Below are 21113 nucleotides of genomic sequence, written 5' to 3' on the forward strand. Positions count from 1 at the left end.
GCCAGGACGCATGGTCCTGGCTGGTCGGTTCGTTCGCGACGCGGCGACTACTTCGTGCCTTCGATCTTGGCGAGCAACTTCTGTAGCTCTGCCAATTGCTCAGGATGTTTGGCGGCGATGTCGGTTTGTTCGCCGGGATCGGTTGAAAGATCGTACAGCGTCGTCTTTTCGTTCTTCCCGCGACCTTGGCGAACCAGCTTCCACTGGCCAACTCGCAGGCCAATGCCACGCGGCGATTCTTCGATGACGTATTCGCGCCCCTTGGCATCGACTTCGCCGAGCAAGGTTTCTTTCAGGTCTTGGCTGTCGGGCAGGGCACCTGCGGGAACCGGCTGATCGACAATCGCGGCGAAGGTCGCACCCAGATCAGTGGTGGTAATCATCTTGTCGCTGGTCTGACCAGGCTTCACGACGCTTGGCCACTTTACGATGAAAGGTGTGCGCGTGCCTCCTTCAAACGGCGTGTACTTGCCACCACGATAAGGCCCGGCCGGCTTGTGTTCGCCCAGCTTTTCGACCGCTTCGTCTTTGTAGCCATCATCCAGCACTGGGCCATTGTCGCTGCAGAACACGATTAACGTGTTGTCGGTCAGCTTCAATTCGTCGAGCGTTTTAACCAGTTCCCCCACACACCAGTCGAGCTGAACGACCGCGTCGCCACGCAGGCCGAGCGACGACTTGCCCTGGAAACGTTCGTGCGGCATCCGAGGCACGTGCAGGTCGTGCGCGGCGAAGAAAAGGAAGAAGGGTTCGTCTTTGTTGGCATGGATCCACTCGTTCGACTTCTTCACCCATTCGTCGGCCAGGTCTTCGTCTCGCCAGCGAGCGGCGTGACCACCGGTGAAGAAACCGATGCGGCCGATACCGTTGTGGATGGTGTTATTGTGGCCGTGACTCCAGTCGAGCTTCAGCGTATCGCGGGCCGTGACACCCGTTGGCTGACCGTCGGGGTTCTCGTTGCCGACCCACAGCGGATCGTTGGGATCGAGATGGCGAACACGATGGTTCTCGACGTAGACGCTCGGCACTCGATCGTTGGTCGTCGGCAACAGGAAGCAGTAGTCGAAACCGAGCTCGAGCGGGCCGGGCTTCAGATCACCATTCCAATCGGGGCCTTTCCCTTCGCCCAGGCCAAGATGCCACTTGCCGACCACCGCCGTCTTGTAGCCACCCTTCTGCAACACTTCCGGAACCGTTTCCGTTTCCGGCTTGATGATCGAAGTCGCGTTGGGTGGCGCGATGCCGGTCCCTTTCTGGCGGAAAGCATACATGCCGGTCAGAAACGCGAATCGCGTTGGCGTACAGGTCGAGGTCGAGCAGTAACCGCTGGTGAATCGCAAGCCATCTTTCGCCAAGGCATCGATGTGCGGTGTTTCGACGCCGGTTGCCCCGTAGCAACCGACATCGCCATAACCGAGATCGTCGGCCATGATCACGATGATGTTTGGCTTATCAGGCGAAGCGGCATTCGCGGAAAGCGTGAAGCCACATACAAGCGTAAGGGCGACCAACATGGTCAAGCGTGGGGAAGCAGAGCAGGGCGAACGAAAGCACCAAGGCATGGCAGGCATCCTTTCAGAGTCGAGCGACGCGATTCAGGAATGTCAGGGGTGGCACTAACCTGACGCGGCAAGGCGGAAAAAGCAATGGAAAGGTGGGCATGGTCCACGAGAACCGCGAAAAACGGCTCTTTTGCATTGTGATCTCTCGCGATAGTAGCGTCAATTCCGCCAGTTCTCGGCGGTGATTGGTTCATTTGCTGCCGGCATGCAAAATGGATGTCGATTGGCCATGACTTGGTTCGACTAGGAGTTAAGAGAACCCATTCACCATACGGGAATCGCCTGATGAAATACATTTTGCTGATGTATAACGCCGAAGAAGCGTTCACGCCGGAAGAGCTGCCAGAGCATATGAAGTACGCGCTGGACATCTGCCACGAACTGCACGCCAAAGGGCAGTACCTGGGGGCATCGCCCTTGCTATCGATCAGCACGGCGACCAGTGTCACCGCCCATAACGGCCGTGCAGAAGTCCGCGACGGACCGTTTGCCGAGACGAAGGAGCAGTTGGGAGGCTACGTGCTGATCGACGTGCCCGACCTCGACGAAGCGATCGCGATCGCTCAACGGTTCCCATCGGCGAAACGTGGCACGGTCGAGATTCGTCCGCTCTTCGAGTTGGAAGGCTTGCCGGGCAGCTAGGTACTTACGATCGCGCGATCAGCACCCAGTCTTGTTGGTCCGGAGATTCAAACGTTCCGTCCGCGGTTAGCTGCGCTGCGGTGCGTTTGCCGGTGCGGGGATCGAACCATTCAAACTGCTTGGCGGCGGCAAGTCTGGTTCGATCGATCTTCACCCAACCGCCCGTCGGCATATAGATCACGGCCAGGTCTCCGTCGGCGCTGGCCGCGGCTGCGATGTGCTGCGAAGGCGTGTCATTGGCCGAGCTGCCAGCGATCACTTTGTTTTCAGGAACGAGCGTCCACCAGTCGAGCGACGTGAACAGTTCCGCCAGGTGATGCATGCTGCTGCTACCGGGCAGTTGCATCGCTTCATTCCAAGGCTTGGCCAGACCGGAGCCCTTGTGATTGAGCGGCGTGCTTGGTTTGGATTCCCAACTCCAGATTCCATGGGCACCGTACGTGACGCCTGCCGTTGGCGTGCTGAGCAAGCTCCAATAGCAAGCCCGACGGACATTGTAGGCGGAATGAGGCTGCTTCGACTGATAGGCAAAGTGATCTTCGTAGCACGGTTCCGAGTTGATGATCGGGCGATGGGGCGAGTCGTTCCATTGTTTAGCTGGGGGACCTGCGTAAGTCCATTTCAATGAGTTGTCGCTGTCTCCATGGCCACTCTGATAGATATAGAAGTCGACCCATTTCTGATCGGCGAAGCTTTGCATATCCCAACGCATCCCTTGCTGATGCAGCGTAGCCGGGGCATGGGGGCGATTGCCGAAGACGGCCTGACCGATCTTCTTCCAGTGCTCGGCGCGATTGCCTCCGTAGTTCTCATCGCCACCGAGGAACCAGGCGACATGATTCGCTCCGTAACGTGCTTCAATGTAGCGAGCGAGGCGAATGGCCTGGTCGGTCGGCAGCTTGCCAGGCGTGTAACTTTCTTCCCCTAGCGCCCACAGAATGACAGGCACCGCCAGCATATCGTGAGCGTTAATCGCGTCGATGCGAGCATCGATTCTCTGGAAAAACTCGGGATGAATCTCGATCGTTTCGCGACCGGAATAGGCGACCTGACCTTCGGCGTTGTGATAGGCCGCTCGCCATGGTGTGGTGACAACTTGAATCGCACTGAACGATTTTTGCTGACGATCTTTCAGGTACTCTTCCCAATCGGTCGCCGAGGCCAGCAGGGCACCGTTCCAGGCCGTATCGGCCAGCCAGAAGAATGGCGTCCCGTCGGCATGTTGCAGAAAGCGTCCGTTGTCGGAAACCTGAATCGGCCCATGTTGCTCGAAAATCGTTCTCCCGGCGTTGGTGACGCAGGTGAAGCTTCCTTGCTGATCGGCCAATCCTTTCTGGCCACGGATGGCATACTTCCAGATGCCAAGTTCGTCCGGCATGAAGCGTACCTTCCAAGTCAGGCCACCATCCCAGTACATGCGAGGCGAAACCTTCTTGCCGGAAGGGCTGAGTAGCTGCAGCTGAAATTCTGCGGAAGTCGGCGTCTGCGGATCGGCCTCGAAGGCATGTTCCCAGCGGTTCCATTTACCAACCGATTCGGCGGCGACGGTGGCTTGGAGGAAGGATGCGATCAGCGCAGCAGTGAGCAAGAGCGAGCAGCGGGGCATGGGGGAGAATCCGACTGGCGTGGTCTGGGAGAGGCAGAAAAGATCGCGGGCAGAATGCAAGGGGACCGTGCTGTCGACGAAGACAGAACGGTCCTGGGTTGGACATGGGAAGGCGAATGATGCCTAGCCCTGGTTCTTGAAGACCATAACCTGGACGATCGTTTTGGCTCGGGTCTTGTCGAGCTCGAGCTTGATCATCAGGTCGTCGATGAATTCTTTTTCATCCGCTTCGACCACGCCGTCTGCCAGGACGATATCGCAGCAGTTGGCGAAGACCGTTTCGCGAAGTTCCGGTGGAACAGCCGGAACGGCGCTGGCGATCAGCTTTTCCGGGCCACCTCGCTTGAGGATCCCCAGCAGGCGATCCATCATCGAGTTGAACTTGTGTGGCGGGACGTTCTGATACATCTTCATGCGGGCCAGCGTGGTGACCAGCGTACCGACTTCTTCGTCCGCGATATGGCCGTCACATGCCGAGGCAGCCAAGAGCGTTCCTGCGAAACCTTCCTGCGGACCGAACTGTTCCGGAGCGAACGAGGAGTCATCCAATACATCATCGAATAGTGACATGAGGCTATTCCCAATCGTCTGAGGGTGAGATAAGCGTGAAAGGCTTGAGTACCGGCGAGCCGTTAACCTTTGTTCTTGATGACCATAACTTCGGCGATTGTCTTGGCGGTTTTGGCATCGATCTGCAGCTTATCGCGAAGCCGTTCGATGAAAACTTTTTCTTCCGCTTCAACAACTCCGTCGGCCAGCACGATATCGCAAGCATTCGCGAACGCGGCCTTGGCCAGGTCTTTCGGCAAGGTCTCGGTACATGAGTCGATTAACGCTTCGACCCCTCTCTTCTTCATGAAACCATGCAGCTTGTTCAGAGTCTTACCATACTGACGACCGTCGTACCGTTGGAACAGCTTCATGCGTACCAGGCAGGTAATCAGGCCGTTGACTTCATCATCAGCAATGTGGCCATCACAACCACTGGCACCCATCAAGATCCCGGCGAACGATTCCTGGGGCGTGAGTTTAGAGGAACCTTCCATTCCTCCGAAGAGCGAGTCGAGCAATCCCATCGTCTGGATTCCCTTTAGCGACAACTAATGAAAAGGACAGTAGATAGAGTCGACGCCAACCAGAATAGATAGATCGGGGGGCACCGATTCGTCGGTTGCCATCCTACAATAGAACGGTGCCCTATACCTAAGAAAAACTGGTCGACTTTCTCGGCCAGTTTTTATGGCAAAATAATTCTTACAGGCCTAGAAGTCCTAGCAAACTGAAGCCGAACGAACCTGCCACGGCATAGGCGATGAACAGCCCATACAACAGGCACAAAACGATCGATTTGGTACGCGTCAGTTGATGACGATGCCACAGGATCATCAAGGTGATCGCCGACAAAGTCGCCAACAGAACCCGCAAGTCGACCAGGCCTTCGATCGGCTTGCCGTCGTTCATCAGCAACACCGGTTGCCAGCCCAGCAGATACGAATTGACCAGCAGCGGAATCGAAAGGCAAACGCAGATATCGAAGATGTTCGAGCCGAACACATTCGAGACCGCGCCAGAGTCGTCGCCACGCATCGCGGCACCGATCGACAGAAACGTATCGGGCACGCTGGATGCCGCGGCCGCGAGAATCACCGCGACGAAGAAGACCGGGACGTTCAAATAGTGAGCGGTCTCGTTGGTCACTTCCACCAACCAATAACAAGACCCCGCGGCGATGACCGTGCAGCCCAGCAGCACCAGTGTCGCCGTCAGGCCGTTGAGTGGGATCTCGAACATGCCATAGAACGCTCCCGCCGATTCGGCTTCGTCGTCATCTTCTTCATCGGCCGCACTCTTGATCTTCTCGACCAGGGCATGTGTCGCCCGGATCTTTTCGGCCTGCAGTGTGGCGACGATTTGTTCCGTCGGCGTCTGGTGACCAACTTCGCCTAGATGGGCATGGATAGCATCCAGGGCATGTTGATATCGCCGGGCATCAATAAATAGGTGGACGATATATGCGGCATACATACCCAGGAACACGAGTCCCATCCACCAATACATACGATCGTTGAACAGAAAGAGGATCAGTACCGCTTCACACGCCAGAAACCAGAAGCCGTCGCGAGTGATCACCTCGGGTTCCACATTGATGGAAGGCTGCGACTTGCGATAGACCGAAATCACCAACCCGCAAAAAGCCGGAATCAGGATCATGTTGTAGACGGCGCTGCCGGCACATGTCGCCAGGGTACTGCCATAGCCATCGGCCCCAGTCTGGGCGATCTCGCTGGCGGTTCCGTTGGTGTTCATTACGGCAACGATGACAAAGAAGATCCCGCTGAACAGTTCGGGCATACTGCTCGCCACGGCGTCGAGCGTAGCGCCCCGGACCGAACCAGGAATTCGCATGGTTTCACCGACCCACTGGGCAGCGTCCGCGAAGGGATCGCAGGCCTGCCAGATGACGATCGAGATTAAGACGACCTGCAAAATCAGGAAGGCGAGGGGAATATTGAGAACCCAAGGCGAGCAGAGAATCAACGCCACCAGCGCGGCGACGGTGACTCCGATGGCGGTCCATTCGGGGCCATTGTCGTCGGTGGCTGGACTCTGATCGACATCCTGACTCATGCAAGACTCCTGAGATCGCTTCGATGCGATGCTCGTTGCGAGGGAGGGAAGAAAGCTAACTATTTCAACGGCAGGTAAATCTTGGTGCGTAGCTGATCAACCGGCGTCTGCTCGGGATCGTTCTCGTAGATTTCGAAAGCACTGCAACTGGCAAGTTTCCAGTTGTGGTACCGAACGTGCTGATTGGCGGCGCTCCAGGCATTGCCCAGGTGATTGTAGTCGCCGACATGCTCTACGCAAAAGGCCTTTGTTTCCGGGGTCGACCACCGTTCGAGGGAAGTTGGTACCGGCGTGTCCGCCGAAGGCAGCGTCAGGCCGACCGTATATTCACACGTCTGCTTGCCGATATCGAACTTGTGATAGGCCGCCATCATCTGGCCATCGACCGGCAAGTTGTTCTGCTGAAACAGCGGCATTATCTCGCCAATCGCGCCCTGCATCGAGGGACCGATATCACTGATCGCACAGCGGCGACGCAGACCTGCCATCGCGATTGGACCGATCGTCGTGTTGCCGAGGATGTTGGTTTGCGTCTGGATCGATCCAGTCTCGATCCATTCTTTCAGCATCCGCAGCCCCCGGGCATAGTCCATGCTGATCGCCCCTTTGACCATGCCGGTCATCCAGAACAGAAACCAGGGCAAGCTGCCACTCATCCGCCAGGTGACTTTGGTGCCCAGTCCCGACGGAGCGAAGTCGAAGCCGACCTTGGCCTTTGACTTGTAGGGCTTTGAGAAGCGGATTTCATCTTCGATCAGCCGGTTGGGTTCGACCTGCAGATGCTCGAGCTCGCCGGCGCCGACCACGGTTCCTTCCCATTGGTAAAGCGAACCAGGGGCATTCGAGACCTCGCTGACAGTTACCTTGGCGGTCGGTTCCGAGCAAAGCCATGGGCTCCAGGTTGTCCAGGTTCGGAAATCAACCACCTTCTCGAAGACAACTTCTGGCGACGCAGCAATTTCAACCGACTTCTCGACGTGAAAACGTGGCATGCAGATTCTCGCGGACATGCCGCCACGACGGATAAATTCCGCTGGAGCGGCTCAGGTGGCCTTGGGGGAAAGCAAGCCACGATTATGAAAGTCCGATCCGGTCGAGTCAAAGCAATTCAAGACCGAAACGAGAAGGGAGGCTGCAGGCAGGGGAGAGCTACTTCGAGCAGACGAGGTCGACGGTGCAACAGCCGAGATTGATCATCCGCGGTTCTTCTTTCGTGCGGTTCTTTTTCGCCTTCTTGACGTCCGGGTGCAGCGAGTAGATCACAAAGCGGCCCTGCTTTTCGGACTGGACAACTTCGGCCTGGCGTAAGACGCCCAGGTGATGCGAAACCTTGACGATATCTTCCATCAATCGGTCTGACAGTTCACTAACATTGATCGAACCATCAAACAAGCACTCTACAATTCTCAGGCGATCCGGATCGGCCAGAGCACGCAGGCGCCCGGCGCAAAGTTCATAGTCAGATCGTTTCTTCATAGCAGTCTTCGGCTTCCCAAGGGACTGGCGAACTCGGTTGCTGGCGTGAGTAAGCCGTGATTGTTCCGCAGATTCTATGGCGTCCCCTTCAGCTCGGCTAGGCAAGCAGCGGAAACCACGGTCAGTGGTGTGGAGAACACGCAAAACACGTAGTTTTCCTGGCTTTTTTGATATCTGATCTCGATTTGACCATGCTTAGGTGGGGGAACATCAATGTCAGGCCAAGGCGTTAGACTAAAGCGAATGGCGCAGCCTTTGCACCGTAATGAATGCTGGCCTGAACAACGTTGTGAATCGAATTGAAAGCCGGTTGATGGCTAAGCCTCCGACGGGGCTGGCCGATACTGGTCAACTTCTGGCCAGCTTGCACCCTGAATGAATTGGCAACTGCGATGATGGCACCGGGAAAATTGTTGAATCTTTGGAATCGTGCTCAGCACAGCCTCTGGTTTGTGCCTATTTTGTGCACATTCGGCGGCGTGGTCGGAGCGATCTTGATGCTCTGGATCGACAGCACGATGAAACAGTCGTGGGATCGTCCCTTCTGGCTCGAGACGACGATCGACGGCGCCCAAACGGTTCTGTCCACCATCGCTGGCGGCATGATCACGGTTGCCGGTGTGGTGCTTTCCATGGAGATGGTGACCCTGTCGATTACCTCTTCGCAGTTTGGTTCGCGTGTTCTGCGAAGCCGCCTCGGCGACCGGACGACCCAGTGGACGATCGGCATGTTCCTGGGAACGGCCGTTTACAGCTTGTTGGTTTTGAAGATGGTCCGGAAGCTGGGAGAAGACCAACTGTTCGTTCCGCACCTCTCGGTCATGGCAGCGATCATCTTCGCCCTGACGAGCCTAGTGGTGCTGCTGTATTTCATCCATCACGTCGCGATGATCGCCCAAGCACCTGAAATTGTCGCCACGCTTTCCAGCGATTTGAATCGTTCGATCGAGCGAATCTTTCCCGAAATGGTCGGCGATGGCCTGGTCGATAGCGAGAAATACCAACGCGACCTGACCGATGCCGAGACGCAGTCGTTGCAAGACGGAATACGGATCACGGCAAAATCGGAAGGGTATGTGCAAGGGATTGAAGCGGACCAACTGCTGAGTCTGGCAAAAAAGCATGATTTAATTGTCGAGCTTCCCAAGCGTCCCGGCGACTTTCTCTCGCGTGGGGAAACGATGGCTCGCGTCGTGGCAAAAGGAGACCTTGATTGCGACAAGCTTGGCAGCCTGATCAACGAAGCCTTCATCATTGGCAACAACCGAACCCCGTGGCAGGACGTGAACTGTGCTGTTCATGAACTGGCCCAGATGGCGGTGCGAGCGCTGAGCCCGGGCATCAACGATCCCTATACCGCGGTCAACTGCATCGACCGGTTGTCCTCTGCCTTGGCTCAATTGGCCCAGCGGCGAATGCCAAGTGCGAATCGCTTCGACGAGGAAGGCAACTTGCGACTGGTGGTCGATCGGCAGACCTTCACCGGCGTTATGCACGCCGCCTTCGATCAGATCCGCTGCTATGCAATCGGCAGCGTGGCGGTCTCGCAGCGATTGATGGAAGGGTATCATCGCATCGCCGATGTCGTGGAAGAGCGTTCCCAGGCCGACGATGTTCTCTACCAGGCCCGGCTGACAATCGAAGGGATGCAAGAGCAAGCTCACCATCCGGCCGACTTGAAAGTGATTCGAGATCAGTACCAGCGACTGACCGAACAGCTTCAGCATTGGCTCGATAGCCAACCGAAGCAGGAAAAGACCTCGAACGAGGAAAGTATCGAAGAGGAATCGGAGGAAGAAGGGGAGGCAAGTGGCGAAGTGATCGGGTAGGCTGCTAGGCACCTTGGATCGAGGCGGAAAAAAATTTTCTGTCCTAACGATCTCGCTTTTTCGCCATATAGATGTGGGCGGAAAAGAATTCAGCCAGGCAGGAAAAAGCCGATGATCGAACTACGCGATATCTGTAAGTCATGGGATGGCGGCAAAACGTTCGCCGTCAAGAATGTCTCGCTCGAAGTCCCGACCGGCAAAGTTCTGGCATTGCTGGGGGGGAGTGGTAGCGGCAAGAGCACCACGGTGAAGATGATCAATCGCCTGATCGAGCCAACCTCAGGTTCGATTCTCGTAGGAGGCGAAGACATCACTCAGCAAGATCCGACCCTGCTACGCCGACGAATCGGCTACGTCTTTCAAAGCATCGGGCTGCTGCCGCACATGACCGTGGCCGACAACGTCACGCTGCTGCTTAAGCTGCAAGGAGTCGCGGCCGACGAGCGGAACGAGCGGGCAAACCAATTGCTCGATATGGTCGATCTCCCCTCCGAGACCTTTGCCAGGCGATTGCCTCGCGAGCTTTCTGGCGGGCAGCGTCAACGAGTCGGCTTTGCCCGAGCCTTGGCGGCCGAACCGAAAGTAATGCTGCTGGACGAACCGTTCGGGGCACTCGATCCGGTGACCCGCGACACCCTGCAAGTCGAATTTCAACGCATCCAGCGGCAGCTTGGTTTGACGGCGGTGATCGTGACGCACGATATGGCCGAGGCCTTGCTGCTGGCCGACGTAATCGCAGTGATGCACATGGGGGAAGTGCTTCGCATTGGGACCCCGCGTGAACTGCTGCAAGATCCAGGCGACGACTATGTTGCCCGTCTGCTGGAAACGCCTCGCCGTCATGGTCAGCTGGTTCACGAACTAAGCAGCTAACCTGGCGCCCATCCCTTCCTCTCGCTCCTACCTCATTGCTTCGCGAGTCCTTCCCATGTTCGACGCAGACTTCTGGTCTCGGATTCCCCATCAACTTAGCTTGCTGCCAGATCGTTTGGGCGGGCATGTCTTCCTGGCGTTCTCGTCGCTGCTGGCTGGCGTGTTGATCAGCATTCCCCTGGGGATCTTTTGCTCGCGGCAACCGAAGGCAGAGCGGGGTGCCGTGACGATCGCCAACGTCATTCAAACAATCCCGGGCATGGCGTTGCTGGCGATCATGGTCTTCGCCTTCCAGCGAACCGGAATGTTGCCGGCGTGGGTGGCCCTGGTGCTGTACAGCATTTTGCCGATCTTGCGAAACACGATCGCTGGTATGAAAACGGTCGACCCTGGCTGTATCGAGGCGGCCGATGGTATCGGGCTGAATCGTTGGCAGAAGTTGCGAATCGTGGAGCTTCCCTTGGCCGCGCCGACGATTCTGGCTGGCGTTCGGACGGCATCGGCCTGGGTTGTCGGTGCCGCGACCTTGGCTTACCCGGTCGGAGCAACGAGCCTGGGGGATTACATCTTCGCCGGTTTGCAAACAAGTAACTCGGCCGCGCTCATGGTTGGTTGCGTTTGCTCGGCGGCGTTAGCGTTGCTGCTCGATATGTTGCTGGGCGGTTTGGAAGTCGCCTCGAAGAAGCGTAGCCGCGTGTGGGCTTTCGGTTCGATCGCAGGCATGGCGGCGATCGCGGTCAGCCCGCTGCTGTTGCGAGCGATGCACCAAGAGAAAACGATCACGCCGGTCCCTGAGATGGTCGCGGCCGAGGCATTCCAGCAAGACAAGCCGTACGTCATCGGCGGGAAGCCTTTCACCGAACAGTACATCCTGATCGACCATCTGCGTGAGGTGCTGCAGGAAGAGAATCGCGAGACCGAAGTAAAGGCCGGCCTCGGATCGAATGTGGTGCTGCAGTCACTCAAGCGTGGCGAGATCGATTGCTACGTCGACTACAGCGGCACCTTGTGGGCGAACGAGATGGAGCGGTCCGACAATGTTTCTTCCGCCGAGATGATGATCGACATCGGAACGCATCTGAAAGAGCAGGGAATCCTGATGCTGGGGCCGCTTGGGTTCCGCAACGACTATGTCTTCGCCATGAAGAAGGAAAAGGCCGACGAGATGGGAATCCGCTCGATCGCCGACCTGGTGCCGCATGCCGATGAGCTGACGGCTGCCTGCGAGATCGAATTCTGGTCGCGGCCGGAATGGAAGAACGTGCAAACCGAGTATGGCTTGAGCTTCGGTAAGACGAAGTCGATGGATGCCGCTTTGATGTACGGAGCCCTCAGCCGGGGCGAGGCCGACGTGATTGTGGCTTACCGCACCGATGGCCGACTGGGCTCAGGCGAGTTCGTCGAGCTGGAGGACCCACGCTTCGTTTTGCCCCCCTACGATGCGGTCTTGCTGGTATCGGAAAGACTGGCCAAAGATCGAGCGGCCATCGATAAATTGCGAAAAATGGTAAATACGATTTCGACGCCTGAAATGCGGAAAGCTAATGGAATGGTCGACTTGCAAGAGAAATCGGTCGCCGCGGCAGCCGCCACCCTCGATCCCCAAGCCAATTAGCTGCTAGGCACCAGGGCTGAATCGGGTCACAATGACAAGATTCCCCGCATGGGGCCGCCGCTAACCGAACGAGAACGTCCCGGTGCCATATTCCACTGCCGTCGATTGCTACGATTATCCCCAGTATTGGGATCTTTCGTTCCGGGATGAAACTCCAACCGAATGCGACTTCTTTGAGGCCGCATTCGAGCGCTTCGGCGATGGTCCAATTCGCCGCGTATTGGACCTGGGCTGCGGCGGAGGACGAAACGTTATCGAGATGGCGGCTCGCGGCTTCGACATGGTGGGGCTCGATAACAACGAAACCTCGCTCAAGTATCTGAAGAAGCGGCTCAATCGCCGCAGTCTCGAGGCCGAAGTCATGATGGCCGACATGATCAACTTCGAGGTCGAAGAACCACTCGACGCGGCGCTTTGCACCTTCAATACTTTTCGTCACTTGATCAGTGAAAAGGAAGCACTGCATCACCTGCGCAGTGTGACTTCGGCGCTGCGGCCTGGTGGGCTCTACATTTTGGGCTTCCATATCATTCCCCTGGATGCCGACCCTGAGTGCCACGAACGCTGGACCGCGCAGCATGGCAAGACGAAGATTACCACGACGCTGAAGGTGGTTCGTTTCAGCCGGCAAGAACGTCGCGAGATCTTGCGGTTCAATCTGCATGTCCGCAAAGGGGACGAAGTATTGCGGTTGAAGACCGAGTATCCGTACCGCTTGTACACCGGCGAAGAGTTTCGGAGCTTGCTTCGCAAAGTACCGGAACTGCAAATCCGCGAAGTGTACGACTTCTGGTACGACATCGACGATCCGGTTCCATTCGATCACGAGATCAGCGACGCCGTCTTCGTGCTGCAGAAGAAAGCTTAGAGCCAACGCCGATCAGCCAACCATCCGCGCATGAAAAAAGCCACCGCGACGAATCGTGGTGGCTTTTGTGTTTGCGTTGAGCCAGGTGGCCTACTTGTCGTCTTTCTTCAAGTACGACAGGGCCAGCAAGCTGTAACCGGTCACCAGGTTCGGGTCACCTTCCATCCAACGTTCGGCCTTCTCGTTGACCCAGCTGCCGTTGGACTGCTGACGGCTGATCAGTTCTTCGGTGAATTCCTTCCGCCAGTCATGCTTGGTTCCATCTTCGCCGACGAAGGTGTCTTCGCCGTAGGCATCCAAAGCCTTGGCCACCGTTTGATAGTAGTAGTACAAACCGGTGTCACCCATGCCTGGGTTTTGCTTGGTGTCGTAGTTCTTACCGAGCCAGGCGACGGCTGCCTTCACGCGCTGATCGTCTTTGTCGACGCCGGCGTAGATCATGCTCTTCAGACCGGCATAGGTCATCGAGCCATAGCTGCGAAGGCCCCCGTTGTCGGTTGGACCGGCCTGGCTGTTACCACCAGCGGCGATTGTGTAGTAGAAGCCACCGTCCGGGTTCTTCGGAGCGAACTCGAACTGGTTGTGTGGCGATTCCAGGTTCTGGCAGCGGCTGACGAAGATCAGAGCCTTCTGGATGGCAGGATCATCTTCGCTGGCACCACTCGCCTTCAACGCTTCCATCAGGAAGGTGGTGTTCGACATATCAGGTCGCGAGTGGCCACCGTAGCCGGCACCGCCGAAGTACGGATCGTCTTCGCTCTTGCCTTCTTCCTGGTCCCACTGCAGGCCCTTCAAGAACTTCTGACCGTTGGCCAGCAGCTTGTCGTATTGGCCATCTTTGTTGGCGGCACTGAAGGCCAGCATGCACAAGCAAGTTTCATAGTTACGGTGACGGGTACCTTCGACATAGATACCGCCGTCTGGCTTGACGTGCTTTTCCATCGCGGCCAGTGCCTTTTTGACGGAAGGATCAAGCGTCGTGCGGCCATGTTCCAGCATGCCCAGCGTGCAGATCGCAGTCACACCGATGCCGGTGTTGCCGCTGAAGGTGCCATCTTCGGCCTGGCCCTGGTTGGCCAGGAAGGTCACACCCTTTTCGACGGCCTTGTCATAGTCCGAGCCATCGGCAGCACGAACGATCGCTGGCGTGATCAGCAGCGAGGCGACCAGGCAGGCAGCCATGAAGTAACGGATAGGGTTCACGAGCAATTGAGACATGAAAGAAAAACCTCATCTCAAGGAAAACAAGTCAACGCGGATGACGAAGCCAGGCGTCATCGGGCGGATTGCTAGGTGCTCGTTGCCGCTTTGAATAAAGCAGAATCAGACCGCGCGAGGAATCGGCAGTCAGAAATGCGATCCCTGTGGCACCGTTGCGAAGCCCCGGACGAACTACGATGTTCGCCGTGAAACCAAGCATAAGACGCTTTATTGTAAACCGGTTGCACCCATCGGGCCATGCACCACCACCAGGAAATCGGCAACGATGACGCTGGAAAGCGTAGCACTTTAGCCGGATGGGGGACCGAAAATGGGCAGCGAGGACCGAGAAACAGAGTCCGCAAAGGCCGCACGAACCGAATATCGCCGGCCAGGGAGATAAAAACTAAGTCGTCAGGCAGGGATTAGGCCCGAATCGCGAGGATATCGCTTTCGGCCATGATCAGCAGTTCTTCCCCTTCAACTTTGATTTCCGTGCCAGCCCAGCTGCTGAAGAAGATCTGATCCCCTTCCTTCACGCTGAGGGCTGACTTGGTGCCGTCTTTCAAAACATGACCGTCGCCGACGCTCAGCACGCGACCCTGTTTCGGTTTCTCTTGAGCACTACCAGGCAAGACGATGCCGCCGGCTGTGGTTTCTTCCGATTCCATCCGCCGCACGACCACATTGGCTCCCAGGGGAACAACTTTCATACTTGCTTCAGCTCCGGCACAAATCAAAAGGGGATACTTCCAGGGAAGTTCACATTCCGCAAGGAATGATTCTGACACGCCGATGCGTCACTTTCAAGAAGTGGCGATTGACGGAATGCCGCCAAACGGCCCGTTAAGGGGGAGGGTCGTGCGGTTTAGGGAGAACCGGCAAAAATTGTTGCCAATAACTGCTGGTCGTTCCGCGAGGCAAGCGTGGCTATTGGATGGCAGTGAAGATGGTAATCGCGATCACAAAGTAAAGCACAACCGCAGCCATTCCAATGAAGACGGGGGCGATAATCTTCACCGGCATCGGGACATTCGTCTTGAAGATCGAGATGCTGATGCCATACGCCAAACCACCGAGTCCACCGCCAACCGCTCCGCCAACGGCCACCAAAAACAAAGGCCAGCCACACAGAAGATGGGCCCAGATCGGTACTTGAGGCGTCGACGACTGGTTCATCCAACCGTTTCCTATGCTCGCGGAGAGAGACGAGGATTATCCAAAAGAGGGAGATCCTCATCATCTCGTATCCAGGCCGGGATGCAAATGTTTTTCTGGTAGTTACTAGAAATTTTCTAGAACGGCTCGCTGATGCCTGATTCCGGTAAATAACACTGTAGCGGGCAGCCCTCGCACTTCGGCTTTTTGCTGCAAAACTGGTTGCCGACCCGGACAATCAAGGCGTGAAACTCGTTGTAGTGCTCGACTTCCGCAGGGACCTGGCTGACAAAGTGGTCCTGAATCTGATGGTAGTCGGCCTCCCAGTCGATCCAGCCATGCCGCTTCAAAACGCGAGCCGTGTAGGCATCGACCACGAACGTTCGCAGGTTGCCGGCATAAAGGAGGATCGAGTCCGCAGTCTCCGGGCCGATGCCGTTGATGCCCAGCAGTTCTTCCCGCAGCGTGGCGAGATCGTGCGAAAACATCCATTCCACGTCGCCGTCGTAGCGGGTCATCACGTGATCGATCAGATTCGCCAGCCGCTTTGCTTTCAAACGATAGTAGCCGGACGGGCGAATGATCTCGGCCAGTTCTTCCGGACGGGTCTCGTGCAGGCGACCCAGATGCAGCAAGTCGGCTTCTTTCAGATTGGCGATCGCTTTCTCGACGTTCTTCCACGAGGTGTTTTGCGTCAGGACCGCTCCGATCATGATTTCCAGTGGCGAGTCCCCAGGCCACCAGTTTTGTGGTCCATAGAACTCCAGCAGGTTCTCGAAGACGGTATTCAGCGAGACGTTCGAGTCGGTCAACGATCGGTTCCTGGGGCAAAGCAGGGTAGAGGAAGGGCATATCCGGTCGTAACAGTTGTTCCAGTCAGGTTGTGATGAATCAAGTGCTGCTGGCACTTCGACCGACCCGAAATATGTGGAAACGCTCGTCATGTCGAAGTTCGCCAGCTAAAGATTGCGTTCATGTCCGCAGCGGAAGTGGAACCCGAAATCCCTGAGATCAACTACTGGCAGGCCACCTCACGGCCTTTGACCAGCCTGGTTTTCGTGTTGCCGATGCTGGCAATCTACGAAGCAGGGATCTTGCTGCTTGGCCCCGGCGCTATTCGCAACGGCGTCGATGTCTGGCTGCGACAATTCTTGGAACTGCTAGGACTCGGCCAATATTTTCTGCTGCCGGTGCTGACCATCGGAATCTTGCTGGCCTGGCATCACCTGAAACACTATCCCTGGCAACTGCGGCCAACCAACCTGCCTTTGATGGCGGCCGAATCGATGGTACTGGGGCTGTTTCTGCTGTGCCTTGCTCATTTTCAAGCGTCGGTCATGCAGATGCAGATTGTCGCGGCAAGTACCGGGCCTGAGGTCGACGTCACCACGAAGCAGGTCGTCGCCTATTTCGGGGCAGGTATCTATGAAGAGTTGCTCTTTCGCCTGATGCTGATTCCGGTCCTGATCGTCTTCATCCAGGGCTTCGCCTTTCCGAAGGTGATCGCAACCTTCGCGGCGATGTTGATCAGCAGCTTGATCTTCGCCGCGGCCCACTACAATCTATTTGTCCCGGGTGGCGATCCGATTGATGGCTATACCTTCTTGTTCCGGCTCTCGGCTGGCCTGATCTTCGCATCGATCTTTGCCCTGCGCGGCTTCGGCATCGCGGCTGGATCGCATGCCATGTACGACGTGCTGGTCGCGTTCTCTTAAGGGGCGAGTCTGTCTCGCAAGAATCACCTCGACCGCAGCACACATCCGTACCGACCCTGAAGCGGTAAGATATGGCTGCGGTCGAAGCCGTGCCGGCTACCTGTGGTCTTCCTCGAAAGGAAGGCCGGCATTCAGATCGAGAGGCTGCTGCGACGCGGACGTCACCACTCGATCTGCCCCCAAAATGTATTTTCTCGCGGCCGCGAGCGTTGGACCCGTTTCCCCGTCAGGTCTTTCAGGTTTTCGCCCATCTCGACAAACGGTTGCCTGAATTGTTGGAAAAAAGTGGAATCGCTGTCTGGAGCGGGGCACAATGTGGCCAGCCAGTCTCGGTCGACTGAATGCTCTTCTTGGTGAGGCCCCTGGGTTTCTCGTGGACAATACGCCCATTTATCGAACTGAATTCACTTCCGACGAGGCTTGGGCTGCGCTCGTCCAGCAGTTGCAAACGCCCAGTGACGAGGGCTTCGTACCGTACCTGAAGTGGATCGAAGACTCGTCACTCGCCGGGGCAACTATCGATAGGCTGTTGCAATTGAATGGTGATGCCAGCGGGTTCTTCTTCGTGGTCGACGCCCAGACCATGCAAAGCGAAGAGCGGCCGATATTGGTGGTGGATCCTTATGAGCAGCCAGGGCGAAGCTTTCGCGTGGTGCCTTCTGAGATGTGGGCCGTCGAAAACAACCTATCGATCGCCAACATGGACTGGGAAGAGTTCGCCGACGAATGCGACGACGACGGAATCCTTCGCGGGGCGGGCTAGATCCGCGAGGTCGTTGGCCATGAAACGAGAGGCAAATTGAGCTCGTTTGCGGACCGTCTGGCGGCCGGCCGAGAGGGGCTTTTTTCTGGCAATTCGACCGCTTCGCGCAGGCTCGCTATCAGCTTGGAAAAATGCGTTCGTAAACTGCCAATTCTCAAGCACTTAGAGCTTCCGAGCAATGCAGGCCCCCTAGTAGTTTCGCGCAGCCGGATTTGGTACATTATGGCGTGCAATCAACGAGGCCATAAAGCCTTGGGAAAACGGCCGTTTTCTCGACGTTTTTGCCTCTCTTGGGCACCCTTAGACACAGCAGATTGACGATCGCTCCGGGACGCTTATCCCCGCGGCGAAGGATAACCTCCGAAAGGACGCTCACTTGGCAACGGACGGGAATAACGCAAACGGTAATGGAGCCGATGGCGGGGCGCCGGAAGACCCCACTCGGCTATTCACAATGTCGATCGAGGACGAGCTCAAGGAGAGCTACCTCACTTACGCTATGAGCGTGATCGTCAGCCGCGCTTTGCCTGATGTTCGTGACGGGCTCAAGCCGTCGCAGCGGCGCATTCTGGTAGCGATGAACGACCTGAACCTCACCCCGGGTGCTTCTCGAGTGAAGTGTGCCAAGATCTCTGGTGACACTTCGGGTAACTACCATCCTCACGGTGAATCGGTCATCTATCCAACGCTCGTTCGTATGGCCCAGGAATGGAACATGCGTTACGTGCTGGTCGACAAACAGGGGAACTTCGGTTCGATCGCCGGTCTGCCGCCGGCTGCTATGCGATATACCGAAGCTCGCATGTCGAACTTCGCCAGTCTGCTGCTGGAAGATCTGAAGCTCGACACAGTCGACTTTGTGCCGACCTACGACGAATCGCGTAGTGAACCGACCGTGTTGCCGAGCAAGTTTCCGAACCTGCTGGTCAACGGTGCCAACGGTATCGCCGTCGGTATGGCCACGTCGATTCCACCGAACAACCTGCGTGAAATCTGCCAGGCCGTCATTCTGTTGATCGATGAACCTGGTTCGTCGATTGAAGAAGTGCTCGACATCGTCAAAGGCCCCGACTTCCCGACCGGTGGGATCATCTGCGGCCGCGCTGGCATTCGCCAGGGTTACAAGACGGGCCGCAGCACGATCGTGGTTCGCTCGCACACGACGATCGAATACGCCAAGAGTGGCGCGAAGATCATCATCCACGACATCCCATTCCAGCAGACCCGCGACCGCGTCGAAGAGAAGATCGCCGCACTGGTCAACGAAGGTCGCGTCCAGGGGATTCGCTCGGTCAGCAACCTTTCTGACCTGCAGGAACCGGTCCGCATCGTGATCGAACTGAAGCGTGACGCCGACCCCGATGTCGTGCTGAACCAGCTTTACCAGTTCTCGCCGATCCAGGACACCTTCTCGATCATCCTGTTGGCCCTGGTCGATGGTAAGCCGCGGACGATGTCGATCAAGGAAATGATCGAAGAGTTCATCCGCCATCGCGTGGTGGTCATTCGCCGCCGGACGCAGTTCCTGTTGGCCAAAGCTCGTCAGCGCAAGCACACCATCGAAGGTTTGCTGCTGGCCCTGGCCGACATCGACGAAATCATCCGCATCATTCGTTCGTCTTCCACCCAGGCCGAAGCAAAGACTCGCTTGATGGGTGTCGAGTGCCCGGCATCGATGATGGCCCGAGCCTTGGGCGAGCGAGGCTTTACCTTGTTCCAGCAGGAACGGGGCGAATCGGACGTGTACCACCTGACCTCGGTGCAGACCGACGCGATCTTGCGAATGACGCTGGGTCAGTTGGTGAACCTCGAGCAGGAAAAGCTCACCAACGAACACTCGAAGCTGCTCGACGAAATATCGGAATACCTCCGCATTCTTTCGGACGAAGCCAACATTCTGGCGATCATCCGCGAGCAGATGGAAGAGATCGATCGTCGTTTCGGTGACGACCGCCGCACCGAAATCTCGCACGAAGAGATCGGCAACATCGATCTGGAAGACCTCATCGAAGAAGAAACGATGGTGGTCTCGATCAGCACCAAGGGTTACATCAAGCGAACCCCAGCCAGCATCTACAAAGCCCAACGCCGTGGTGGCAAGGGCATCAAGGGTGCCAAGAGCGAAGAAGAAGATCCAATCCAGCACTTGTTCGTCGCTTCGACGCACGCCTACGTGCTCTTCTTCACCACCAAGGGGAAGGTTCACTGGCAGAAGGTTTACGACCTGCCGAACCTAGCCCGCGACAGCCGCGGCCGCGCGGTGGTCAACCTGCTTCAGTTGGAAGATGGGGAAAAGATCGCCGATTGCCGTGCCGTTCGCGATTTCGACATGCCAGACCACTACCTGGTGATGGCGACCCGTAAGGGCCTGGTGAAGAAGACCAATCTGGAAGCATACAGCCGCCCGAAGAAGAACGGCATCATTGCCATCAAGCTGAAGGAAGACGACGAGCTGATCGACGTGGCGATCACCAAGCCAGGCGACGAGCTGGTTCTGTCGACCGAACAGGGGATGGCCATTCGTTTCCGCGAAGACGATGCCCGTGCGATGGGACGTAATTCGAGCGGTGTGAAGGGGATCAACCTTTCCAAGGGGGACAACCTTGTCGGGATGGTGGTCGCCGATCCGGAAGCTCAACTGCTGACCGTCTGCGAACATGGTTACGGCAAGCGTACTAACTTCGGTCCTGGTATGGCGGTCGAAGAAGACGATGCCGATACGGAAGGTACTTCGGACGAACCTGCTTCGGAAGAAGAATCGACTTCCAGCGGTGCTCGTTACCGTACGCAGAAGCGTGGTGGTAAGGGCCTGCGAGACATTAAGACGACTGCCCGAAACGGGAAAGTGGTCGCGGTAGCTCGCGTCGACGACAGCGACGAGATTCTGGTGATGACGGCCCGCGGCAAACTGCAGCGGATCGCCGCCTCCGAGATCAGCATGGTTGGCCGTAACACCCAGGGCGTGCGGATCATGTCGCTCGACGAAGGGGATACGCTTGCCGCTGTGGTTCGTGTGCCGAAGGAAGAAGGGGACGACGAAGCCGTGGAAACGGAAGAATCGCCATCGCCTGCTTCGCCAGTCGCCGAAGGGGAAGCCCCGGTTAGCGATGACGCGCCAGCCAGCGACGAAGCACCCGCCGCGGAAGACACGAACGCCGAAGATAGCGGCGAAGAGTAA

Annotated in this window: 19 protein-coding genes; 8 read left to right on the top strand and 11 right to left on the bottom strand. The window is 57.1% G+C overall.

What is annotated here, in order from left to right; translation table 11 throughout:
- Positions 1–47: 47 nt before the first annotated feature.
- Positions 48–1514 carry a sulfatase-like hydrolase/transferase gene (locus AB1L30_RS21785; RefSeq protein ID WP_367016462.1) on the bottom strand — a complete coding sequence of 489 codons (1467 nt, stop codon included), beginning with the start codon at positions 1512–1514 and terminating at the stop codon, positions 48–50.
- A gap of 333 nt (positions 1515–1847) precedes the next feature.
- On the opposite strand from AB1L30_RS21785, the gene AB1L30_RS21790 reads away from it, so the two are divergent.
- Entirely contained in the window at positions 1848–2204 is a 357-nt protein-coding gene (locus AB1L30_RS21790; RefSeq protein WP_367015953.1) for a YciI family protein, read from the top strand.
- Between the two features lie 4 nt (positions 2205–2208).
- On the opposite strand, the gene AB1L30_RS21795 is transcribed toward AB1L30_RS21790, so the two are convergent.
- From AB1L30_RS21795 to AB1L30_RS21820, 6 genes are all read right to left on the bottom strand, one after another.
- Entirely contained in the window at positions 2209–3810 is a 1602-nt protein-coding gene (locus AB1L30_RS21795) for a DUF4038 domain-containing protein (RefSeq protein WP_367015955.1), read from the bottom strand.
- 123 nt (positions 3811–3933) lie between these two features.
- Positions 3934–4380 carry a tellurite resistance TerB family protein gene (locus tag AB1L30_RS21800; protein WP_367015957.1) on the bottom strand — a complete coding sequence of 149 codons (447 nt, stop codon included), beginning with the start codon at positions 4378–4380 and terminating at the stop codon, positions 3934–3936.
- Between the two features lie 62 nt (positions 4381–4442).
- Positions 4443–4886 carry a tellurite resistance TerB family protein gene (locus AB1L30_RS21805; RefSeq protein ID WP_367015959.1) on the bottom strand — a complete coding sequence of 148 codons (444 nt, stop codon included), beginning with the start codon at positions 4884–4886 and terminating at the stop codon, positions 4443–4445.
- 178 nt (positions 4887–5064) lie between these two features.
- A complete protein-coding gene (locus tag AB1L30_RS21810; RefSeq protein WP_367015961.1) occupies positions 5065–6438 on the bottom strand; it encodes a hypothetical protein in 1374 nt (457 codons plus the stop codon).
- A 59-nt stretch (positions 6439–6497) separates the two neighbouring features.
- The gene (locus AB1L30_RS21815; RefSeq protein ID WP_367015963.1) at positions 6498–7430 is read right to left on the bottom strand and encodes an SRPBCC family protein; all 933 of its coding nucleotides are present in this window, start codon (positions 7428–7430) and stop codon (positions 6498–6500) included.
- A 157-nt stretch (positions 7431–7587) separates the two neighbouring features.
- The gene (locus AB1L30_RS21820; protein WP_345088743.1) at positions 7588–7914 is read right to left on the bottom strand and encodes a metalloregulator ArsR/SmtB family transcription factor; all 327 of its coding nucleotides are present in this window, start codon (positions 7912–7914) and stop codon (positions 7588–7590) included.
- A 413-nt stretch (positions 7915–8327) separates the two neighbouring features.
- On the opposite strand from AB1L30_RS21820, the gene AB1L30_RS21825 reads away from it, so the two are divergent.
- From AB1L30_RS21825 to AB1L30_RS21840, 4 genes are all read left to right on the top strand, one after another.
- Positions 8328–9743, top strand: coding sequence for a DUF2254 domain-containing protein (locus AB1L30_RS21825; RefSeq protein ID WP_367015965.1), 1416 nt, complete (start codon positions 8328–8330; stop codon positions 9741–9743).
- 111 nt (positions 9744–9854) lie between these two features.
- On the top strand, positions 9855–10616 hold the full coding sequence (locus AB1L30_RS21830) for an ATP-binding cassette domain-containing protein (RefSeq protein WP_367015967.1): 762 nt from the start codon (positions 9855–9857) through the stop codon (positions 10614–10616).
- Positions 10617–10671: 55 nt separating this feature from the next.
- Positions 10672–12231, top strand: a complete 1560-nt coding sequence (locus AB1L30_RS21835) for an ABC transporter permease/substrate-binding protein (protein ID WP_367015969.1) — start codon at positions 10672–10674, stop codon at positions 12229–12231.
- Positions 12232–12313: 82 nt separating this feature from the next.
- Positions 12314–13099 carry a methyltransferase domain-containing protein gene (locus AB1L30_RS21840; RefSeq protein WP_367015971.1) on the top strand — a complete coding sequence of 262 codons (786 nt, stop codon included), beginning with the start codon at positions 12314–12316 and terminating at the stop codon, positions 13097–13099.
- A gap of 90 nt (positions 13100–13189) precedes the next feature.
- Here the strand turns inward: AB1L30_RS21840 and AB1L30_RS21845 are convergent, their stop codons facing one another.
- The 4 genes from AB1L30_RS21845 to AB1L30_RS21860 form a co-directional block, all read right to left on the bottom strand.
- Positions 13190–14317: a prenyltransferase/squalene oxidase repeat-containing protein gene (locus AB1L30_RS21845; protein ID WP_367015973.1), complete on the bottom strand. Its 1128-nt coding sequence runs from the start codon at positions 14315–14317 to the stop codon at positions 13190–13192.
- Positions 14318–14724: 407 nt separating this feature from the next.
- Positions 14725–15012 (bottom strand): co-chaperone GroES, encoded by a 288-nt coding sequence (locus AB1L30_RS21850; protein ID WP_367015975.1) that lies wholly within the window; start codon positions 15010–15012, stop codon positions 14725–14727.
- A 217-nt stretch (positions 15013–15229) separates the two neighbouring features.
- Entirely contained in the window at positions 15230–15478 is a 249-nt protein-coding gene (locus tag AB1L30_RS21855; RefSeq protein WP_367015977.1) for a hypothetical protein, read from the bottom strand.
- Between the two features lie 116 nt (positions 15479–15594).
- Positions 15595–16269: an endonuclease III domain-containing protein gene (locus AB1L30_RS21860; RefSeq protein WP_367015979.1), complete on the bottom strand. Its 675-nt coding sequence runs from the start codon at positions 16267–16269 to the stop codon at positions 15595–15597.
- 162 nt (positions 16270–16431) lie between these two features.
- On the opposite strand from AB1L30_RS21860, the gene AB1L30_RS21865 reads away from it, so the two are divergent.
- The 3 genes from AB1L30_RS21865 to gyrA all read left to right on the top strand — a co-directional run bounded on the left by AB1L30_RS21865 (position 16432) and on the right by gyrA (position 21113).
- Complete coding sequence (locus tag AB1L30_RS21865; protein WP_367015981.1) at positions 16432–17172, top strand: CPBP family intramembrane glutamic endopeptidase; 741 nt, start codon at positions 16432–16434, stop codon at positions 17170–17172.
- A gap of 373 nt (positions 17173–17545) precedes the next feature.
- On the top strand, positions 17546–17935 hold the full coding sequence (locus tag AB1L30_RS21870) for a hypothetical protein (RefSeq protein WP_367015983.1): 390 nt from the start codon (positions 17546–17548) through the stop codon (positions 17933–17935).
- Positions 17936–18389: 454 nt separating this feature from the next.
- Positions 18390–21113 carry a DNA gyrase subunit A gene (gene gyrA, locus AB1L30_RS21875; RefSeq protein WP_367016464.1) on the top strand — a complete coding sequence of 908 codons (2724 nt, stop codon included), beginning with the start codon at positions 18390–18392 and terminating at the stop codon, positions 21111–21113.

The organism is Bremerella sp. JC817 (assembly GCF_040718835.1).
Lineage (GTDB): Bacteria > Planctomycetota > Planctomycetia > Pirellulales > Pirellulaceae > Bremerella.